The organism is Brevundimonas sp. UBA5936, assembly GCA_002430835.1.
GTDB lineage: Bacteria > Pseudomonadota > Alphaproteobacteria > Caulobacterales > Caulobacteraceae > Brevundimonas.
On the sequence record DJDA01000079.1, the window covers coordinates 1 to 6,834 of the forward strand.

General features: G+C 68.8%; 10 protein-coding genes and 1 pseudogene. 5 read left to right on the forward strand and 6 right to left on the reverse strand.

Features of this window, described 5'->3' with window-relative positions; all coding sequences use genetic code 11:
- Nucleotides 1-9: 9 nt before the first annotated feature.
- The 6 genes from ruvB to B2Y21_RS07480 all read right to left on the reverse strand — a co-directional run bounded on the left by ruvB (nt 10) and on the right by B2Y21_RS07480 (nt 4,541).
- A complete protein-coding gene (gene ruvB, locus B2Y21_RS07455; protein WP_292058520.1) occupies nt 10-1,041 on the reverse strand; it encodes a Holliday junction branch migration DNA helicase RuvB in 1,032 nt (343 codons plus the stop codon).
- 199 nt (nt 1,042-1,240) lie between these two features.
- Nucleotides 1,241-1,864, reverse strand: a complete 624-nt coding sequence (ruvA, locus tag B2Y21_RS07460) for a Holliday junction branch migration protein RuvA (protein ID WP_200215631.1) — start codon at nt 1,862-1,864, stop codon at nt 1,241-1,243.
- On the reverse strand, nt 1,861-2,373 hold the full coding sequence (gene ruvC / locus B2Y21_RS07465; RefSeq protein WP_292058527.1) for a crossover junction endodeoxyribonuclease RuvC: 513 nt from the start codon (nt 2,371-2,373) through the stop codon (nt 1,861-1,863). Before ruvC ends, ruvA begins: the two co-directional genes overlap by 4 nt.
- Before the next feature lie 58 nt (nt 2,374-2,431).
- On the reverse strand, nt 2,432-3,133 hold the full coding sequence (locus B2Y21_RS07470) for an MgtC/SapB family protein (protein ID WP_292058531.1): 702 nt from the start codon (nt 3,131-3,133) through the stop codon (nt 2,432-2,434).
- Nucleotides 3,126-3,644, reverse strand: a complete 519-nt coding sequence (locus B2Y21_RS07475; protein WP_292058534.1) for a hemerythrin domain-containing protein — start codon at nt 3,642-3,644, stop codon at nt 3,126-3,128. The genes B2Y21_RS07470 and B2Y21_RS07475 overlap by 8 nt, the downstream gene beginning before the upstream one ends.
- A gap of 123 nt (nt 3,645-3,767) precedes the next feature.
- On the reverse strand, nt 3,768-4,541 hold the full coding sequence (locus tag B2Y21_RS07480) for a YebC/PmpR family DNA-binding transcriptional regulator (RefSeq protein ID WP_128116262.1): 774 nt from the start codon (nt 4,539-4,541) through the stop codon (nt 3,768-3,770).
- A gap of 126 nt (nt 4,542-4,667) precedes the next feature.
- Between B2Y21_RS07480 and B2Y21_RS07485 the strand changes: the two genes are divergently transcribed.
- The 5 genes and pseudogenes from B2Y21_RS07485 to B2Y21_RS07505 form a co-directional block, all read left to right on the forward strand.
- Nucleotides 4,668-4,877, forward strand: a complete 210-nt coding sequence (locus B2Y21_RS07485) for a hypothetical protein (protein ID WP_087140890.1) — start codon at nt 4,668-4,670, stop codon at nt 4,875-4,877.
- Between the two features lie 117 nt (nt 4,878-4,994).
- The gene (locus tag B2Y21_RS07490) at nt 4,995-5,378 is read left to right on the forward strand and encodes a hypothetical protein (RefSeq protein WP_234287621.1); all 384 of its coding nucleotides are present in this window, start codon (nt 4,995-4,997) and stop codon (nt 5,376-5,378) included.
- A 4-nt stretch (nt 5,379-5,382) separates the two neighbouring features.
- Entirely contained in the window at nt 5,383-5,838 is a 456-nt protein-coding gene (ybgC, locus tag B2Y21_RS07495) for a tol-pal system-associated acyl-CoA thioesterase (protein WP_087140880.1), read from the forward strand.
- A 123-nt stretch (nt 5,839-5,961) separates the two neighbouring features.
- On the forward strand, nt 5,962-6,711 hold the full coding sequence (gene tolQ / locus B2Y21_RS07500; protein WP_292058550.1) for a protein TolQ: 750 nt from the start codon (nt 5,962-5,964) through the stop codon (nt 6,709-6,711).
- Between the two features lie 3 nt (nt 6,712-6,714).
- Nucleotides 6,715-6,834: pseudogene (locus B2Y21_RS07505) on the forward strand (protein TolR); the annotation flags it as partial.

The window sequence follows — 6,834 nt, forward strand, 5'->3', positions numbered from 1 at the left end:
GGGCGGCCTCTACTTGCCGAACAGGTCCGGCGCGGCCGCGGGCGGCGCTTGCGGCGCCTCCAGGCCCAGCTGCTCATAGGCGCGGGCGCAGGCCATGCGGCCGCGCGGGGTGCGCTGGATGAAGCCCTGTTGCAGCAGGTAGGGCTCGATCACGTCCTCGACCGCATCGCGCGCTTCGGCGATGGCGGCGGCCAGGGTGTCCATGCCGACTGGCCCGCCGCCGTAGTTCTCGATCAGGGCCTTGAGGAAGCGGCGGTCCAGACTGTCCAGCCCCGCCTCGTCCACCTCCAGCCCCGCCAGCGCCCGCGCTGCCGCCAGCCGGTCGATAGAGCCCCCCTCGGCGTCCGCAAAGTCCCGCACCCGCCGCAACAGACGCCCGGCGATGCGCGGCGTGCCGCGCGCCCGGCGTGCGATCTCCATCGCCCCGTCCTCGGTGATGGCCGCGCCCATCTTGCGCGCCGCGCCGCGGATGACCGCCGTCAGTTCTTCGGGCGTATAGAACTCCAGCCGCAGCGGAATGCCGAAGCGGTCGCGCAGCGGCGTCGCCAGCAGGCCCGCCCGCGTCGTCGCCCCGACCAGGGTGAAGGGCGCCAGGTCGATGCGCACGCTGCGCGCCGACGGCCCCTCGCCAATGATCAGGTCCAGCACATGGTCCTCCATCGCCGGATAGAGGATCTCCTCCACCTGGGGGGCCATGCGGTGGATTTCGTCGATGAACAGGACGTCGCGCGGTTCGAGGTTGGTCAGGATGGCCGCCAGGTCGCCCGCCTTGGCCAGGATGGGGCCGGAGGTGGCGCGGAAGCCCACGCCCAGTTCGCGCGCCACGATCTGCGCCAGGGTCGTCTTGCCCAGCCCCGGAGGCCCGAACAGCAGGACGTGGTCCAGCGCTTCGGAGCGGGCGCGGGCGGCGTCGATGAAGACCTTCAGATTGCCCTTGGCCGCCGACTGACCGACGAACTCCGACAGGGTCTGAGGCCGCAGGGCGCGGTCGTACGGCTCGCCCTGCGCTGCATCGGGAGCGACCAGCCGGTTGTCCGTCATTGCGCCGCTCCCATGCCGAACGGGCCTACAGCTTCAACAGGGCATAGCTGACCGCCATGGCGATCAGACCCACGACGAAGACCAGGACGACTTGCAATTTCTTGTTCATTTTCAAACCTTGCGATGGAGGATGGGGCGCCGGCATACGCCGGCCCGCCCGCCTTGAACAAGATCGGCGGCGCATGAAAAACGTCTCGGATCACCGTCCCAGCTCCTGCAGGGCCGTGCGGATGACCAGCGGCAGTTCGGCGTCCTCGCCCAGCTTGATCAGGGCGTGATCGACGGCGCGGCGGGCGTTGACCTCGGCGATGCCCAGGCCCAGCAGGGCGGCGACCGCCTCGCCGGTGACGCTGGGCGGCGGCGGGGCGACGGCGGTTTCGGCGTGGACGCCCGGCGCGGTCGGAGCGAAGACGCCCTCGCTCAAGCTCTTGCCCTTCAGTTCGGTGACGATGCGCAGGGCCAGCTTCGGGCCCACGCCGTTGGCGCGGCCCACGGCGGCCTTGTCCTCGCGCGCGACGGCGGCGGCCAGTTCGGCGGGCGGCAGCACGTCCAGCACGCCCAGCGCCGCCTTCGGCCCCACCCCCTGAATGGTCAGCATCAAGTTGAAAACCTTGCGCTCGTCCCGGCTGAGGAAACCGTAGAGGCGCGGCCCCTGGTCCTGGCTCCACTGGCTCTGGATGAACAGCAGGGTCTCGTCGCCCGGCGCGGGCAGTCGGCCCAGCGTCCGCGCCCCGCAGGTGGCGACATAACCCACCCCGCCGCAGTCGATCAGGCACTCCGCCTCGCCGACCTCAGCCAGGATTCCGCGCAGACGACCGATCATGCCGCGCCTCGTACCGCGACCGCCTTGAAGCGACGATGATGCGCGTGGGTGACGGCTACGGCCAGGGCGTCGGCGGCGTCGGCCTTCACATCGCCCGAGGCGGGCAGCAGGCGTTTGACCATGAAGGCGATCTGGCTCTTGTCGGCCTGCCCGGCGCCCACCACCGCCTTCTTGATCAGGGTCGGGGCGTATTCGGCGACGCTGAGACCCGCCCGCGCCGGGGCCAGCATGACCGCCGCCCGCGCATGGCCCAGCTTCAGCGTCGAGGCCGGATTGACGTTGACGAAGACCTCCTCAATCGCCGCCTCGTCGCAGTTATAGGCGGCGCAGACCTCGCCCACCTGCTCCAGCAGATGCAGCAGCCGTTCGGAGAAGGGCGCTTTTTCATCGGGCGCGACGACGCCGTGCGCGATCCAGCGCAGGCGGCTGCCCTCGCTTTCGATGACGCCCCAGCCGGTGCGGCGCAGGCCGGGGTCCAGCCCCAGGATCCGAGTCGTTTCGTTCGCCATCCGTTCCTATTGCCCCAAAGAGGGTTAGCGAACAATGACCGGGCGCTCAGTCGTTGGCTCAGTCATCCCTCGGCATGACGGAAAAGCCCGCCAGACCCGCCTGGTCGGCCAGGACGCGGGACAGGGCGTCGACCTTCAGCGGCATGGGGCCGCGCGCCTTGACGTGCTGTTCGTGGATCTGGCCGTCGGGGCTGACGACATGGCCGATGCGCGTGGGGCTGAGCCCGTTCTCGGCCAGCAGGGCGCGCAGCGCCTTTTCTTCCGGCGCCGCGCCGCGCGTCCAGCGCAGGGTGACGTCCAGAACGCCGACGTGCGGCAGGCGCGCGTCGAGGAAGCGCAGAATGGCCAGCACCAACAGGGTCGCCCCCGCCGCGATCAGCCCCAGCTTCCACAGGCCGACCCCGAACATCACCCCGATGGCCGAGGTGGTCCACAGCGACGCCGCCGTGGTCAGGCCGTGCACCGAGAAACGCTCGCGGAAGATCACCCCGGCGCACAGGAAGCCGATCCCCGTCAGCACCCCGTGGGCCATGCGGGTCGGGTCGGTGACGATGTTCTCGTTCGGCAGGGCGCGAAAGGCCCAGTCGGCCTGGGTCATGGCCGCCAGCATCAGCAGGCAGGACGCCAGGCTGACCAGGATGTGGGTGCGAAACCCCGCCGCCCGGCCGCGCCACTCGCGCTCGAATCCGATCAGGCCGCCCGCGATCAGGGCGCCGGCGATGGGCAGGACGACGGTTTCCAGCCAGGCGGCGTCAGCCATGTGTCTCGACGTAGGCTTCGGGGTCTTTGTTGACCGGCTTCACCCCGGTGATGTGGCGGGCCTGGAAGGCGGCGAAGCGCACGCCCAGATCGTGCCGAGTCTGCAGGTCGGCGTTCCGGCGGAAGTCGGTCAGCCCCTGTCGCTCCTCTTCACCCATGTGCTTGGAGTTGACGACGTTGGCGGCGCCGACCGCGTCGAACCAGGCGCGGCTGCCGACCGTGTGGCCGGCCACGGCCTTGACCGCGTCGCGCAGCTTGTTGTGATCCTCGATGGCGTCCTCGGTCTCGCCCTGGACCGTGCCGTCCTCGGCGTCGTTGGCGCCTTCGCCCAGTTTCAGCAGTTCGGGATAGAAATGCCGTTCCTCGGCCTCGGCGTGGGCGTCCAGAAAGGCCGACAGCCGTCCCCAGACCGCCTCCAGCGCCTCGACATTGTCCGCGCCGATCTGCTCGATCAGCGAGAACAGCCTGCGCTGTTCGGCATGGTCGTCCAGGATCAGCTGGGTGATGTCCATGGGGCCGGCTCCTCTCGGCAGGGCTTGCGCCTTAAGAAGCCTTCGGACTCAGGTCCGGTTCCTGAGCCCCCGACGCCGCTCCCGCATGGGCCCGGCGCCGGGGTCAGGGTCATTGCGTGCGGATCAGCCCGCGAACTTGGCTGCGTCTTCGTCCGAGATGTTCTCGTTCGAATAGACCTGCTGCACGTCGTCTTCGCCGTCCAGCGCGTCCAGCAGCTTGAACAGGACGCCGACCGAATCGCCCGTCAGGTCGATTTCCGACTGCGGCTTCCAGACGATGGCGGTCGACTTGGGATCGCCCAGCACCTTGGACATGGCCTCGGCCACTTCGTTCAGATCTTCGAAGGCGGTCCAGATGGTGTGGCCCGGCGCGTCTTCGTAGATGTCGGGCTTGACCAGGTCGCTCTCGACGTCGGCGGCGCCGGCCTCGATGGCGGCCTCCATCACGGCGTCTTCAGTGCCCGCTTCGGCCGGATAGTGGATCTTGCCGACCCGGTCCCACATGAAGGTGACCGAGCCCGATTCGCCCAGGGCGCCGCCGTTCTTGGCGAAGGCCGAGCGCACGCCCGAGGCGGCGCGGTTGCGGTTGTCAGTCAGGACTTCGACGATGACCTGGACGCCGCCGGGGCCGCGGCCCTCGTAGCGGATCTCCTCCATCGCATCGACTTCGCCGCCCGAGGCCTTCTTGATGGCGCGCTCGATGTTGTCCTTCGGCATCGATTCGGCCTTGGCGTTGTTCACCGCCAGACGCAGCCGGGGGTTCATCGCCGGGTCGGGCATCCCCGACTTGGCCGCCACGGTGATTTCCCGTGAAAGGCGCGAAAAGAGCTTTGAACGGACCGCGTCTGCGCGGCCCTTGCGGTGCATGATGTTCTTGAATTTGGAATGGCCGGCCATGGAGTCGCTCGCCAGATGTCGAATATGCTGAGGGGCGCCCTTTACTGGATGCCGCTTCCTCTGTCACGAGAGGGGAACCGCCCGAACGCGCCGGGGATTATGCGCAGGCATGAATTGGAGACGCCGATGGCCGCCGCCGACGACACCTATCTGGACGAAGCCTATGACGAGGGCATCGACCACGCCCACGCCGGCGAGATCGTTCAGTGGTACGCCAAGCGGCCCGTCACGGTGTCGACCGCGGCGGCCACAAGCTCGTTGGTCGGCGCCTTTGCACTGGGCGTGCTGACCACCATCGGCGCCCTGGCCGTGCTGCGTCTCTACGACCGCGACTGACCAAACGTCGGCCGCCGTCGCTCTGTCCGTAATGCGGAGAGACGCGAATCTTTCGCAAAAAGACTTCACCTCGGCGGTAAAGCCGGTCATCCTCCCTTTCCCATAAGGAGGCGGCCCTTGGCGCATCCCCGCAGGATGAACCGGATGATCGTCGTGCTCGGCGCGGCGGTCGTCGTGCTGGGCGGTTTCAGCGTCTACGCCCTGATGCAGGGCGCGCATTTCGGACCGAGGCAGACGACCCCGGCCGAACGCGCCCTTGATCAGGTGCGCGAGCAGATGGGACCGCAGGCCGAAGTGCGCCATGTCGAGTCGGGGCGCGGTCGCGCCGCCTGCGGCTATGCCGGACTGAAGGGCAGCCGGGAGGCGGTGGCCTTTGTTTCGCGGCCCAACCGCATCCTGATGAGCAATGATCCGCTGACCGGCGAGTTCGCGACGTTGAAATCGCGCTATTGTCCGGGCTTCGACGCCCCGGCGCCCGCCGCCGCTTCCGGCAAGAGCTGAGACCATGACCGACCAACCCAGCGCCGGCCGCTTCGACGGCCGCGATCACCTGTTGCCCGTGCGGGTCTATTACGAAGACACGGACTTCACCGGCCTGGTCTATCACGCCAACTACGTCCGCTATTTCGAGCGGGGGCGGTCGGACTTCCTGCGTCTGGCGGGGGTAGGGCATGTAGACCTGCTGGAGCAGGAGGAGCCGCTGGCCTTCGTGGTGTCGGACCTGGCGATCAAATACCTGAAGCCCGCGCGGATCGACGACGCCCTGGTGGTGCGCACCCGCTATGAAGCGATCAAGGGGCCGCGCCTGATCATCCGCCAGACGGTTGAGCGGGACGGCGACGTATTGTGCCGGGCCGATGTGACGGCTGTCTGCATCCATTTGGACGGGCGCCCGCGCCGTCCGACGAAGCGGCTGGTCGAGCTGGTGACGCCCTGGCTCTCCGGTGAAGCTTCGCAATAACGAGGTTGTCAGCGGGCGCCCTCGTGACGCCGGGCGCGACGCCCGTTAGACCCGCCGCCATGAAACCGCCACGTCCGCCCGGTGCAAAAGGCGGATGAACGGACTTTCCGCCAAGGACCAAGCATGACTCCGCCCGCCGACGCCTCCCTGCTGAATCCCATCGAGCTGTTCATGACCGCCGACTGGGTGGTCAAGACGGTGATGATCGGCCTGGCCGCGGCCTCGGTCTGGTCCTGGACCATCATCATCGACAAGGCGGTGCGCTTCTCGCGCATGAACGCCCGCGCGACCGAGTTCGAGAAGCAGGTCGAGAGCGGCCGCTCGCTGGAGGAGGTCGCCGCCCAGGCGGGGCCGCAGCCCGTCGATCCCCTGCCGCGCATGCTGGTGCTGACGCTGCAGGATTGGCGCGAGGCGCGCACGCGCGGCGCCATGACGGACACGCAAGGCTCCATGCTGATCGCCCGCATCGACCGGGCGCTGGATTCAGTCATCGCCCGCGAGAGCCAGAAGGTCGAGCACGGCCTGGGCGTGCTGTCGGTGGTCGCCACCGCCTCGCCCTTCATTGGCTTGTTCGGCACGGTGTGGGGCATCATGAACGCCTTCGACAGCATCGCGGCGGCGGGCAACACCAATCTGACGACCGTGGCCCCGGCCATCGCCGAGGCCCTGTTCGCCACGGCCATCGGTCTGGCGGCGGCCATCCCGGCCTATATCGCCTTCAACGCCTTCTCGGTGTCGGCGGGCAAGTTCACCGGCCGTCTGGAAGCCTTCGCCGACGATCTGCAGTCGGCCATCGCGCGGCGTCTTGGCGCGCCGGCGACCCCGCCGCCGCCGCCGCCGCCGTCCGACCTGAACCTGCGCCGGAGCGCCTGATCCATGGCCATGGGTGGTGCAGGAGGCTCCAGCGGCGGCCGCGGCCGTCGCAGCGCGCGCAAGCGGTCGCTGAGCGAGATCAACGTCACGCCGCTGGTGGACGTCATGCTGGTGCTGCTGATC

Bases quoted from the DNA above. Each gene is read 5' to 3' on its own strand.
- ruvB (WP_292058520.1), bottom strand. From the start codon at position 1,041: ATGACGGACAACCGGCTGGTCGCTCCCGATGCAGCGCAGGGCGAGCCG.
- B2Y21_RS07475 (WP_292058534.1), bottom strand. From the start codon at position 3,644: ATGGACATCACCCAGCTGATCCTGGACGACCATGCCGAACAGCGCAGG.
- tolQ (WP_292058550.1), top strand. From the start codon at position 5,962: ATGACTCCGCCCGCCGACGCCTCCCTGCTGAATCCCATCGAGCTGTTC.
- ybgC (WP_087140880.1), top strand. From the start codon at position 5,383: ATGACCGACCAACCCAGCGCCGGCCGCTTCGACGGCCGCGATCACCTG.
- B2Y21_RS07480 (WP_128116262.1), bottom strand. From the start codon at position 4,541: ATGGCCGGCCATTCCAAATTCAAGAACATCATGCACCGCAAGGGCCGC.
- ruvC (WP_292058527.1), bottom strand. From the start codon at position 2,373: ATGGCGAACGAAACGACTCGGATCCTGGGGCTGGACCCCGGCCTGCGC.
- ruvA (WP_200215631.1), bottom strand. From the start codon at position 1,864: ATGATCGGTCGTCTGCGCGGAATCCTGGCTGAGGTCGGCGAGGCGGAG.
- B2Y21_RS07485 (WP_087140890.1), top strand. From the start codon at position 4,668: ATGGCCGCCGCCGACGACACCTATCTGGACGAAGCCTATGACGAGGGC.
- B2Y21_RS07470 (WP_292058531.1), bottom strand. From the start codon at position 3,133: ATGGCTGACGCCGCCTGGCTGGAAACCGTCGTCCTGCCCATCGCCGGC.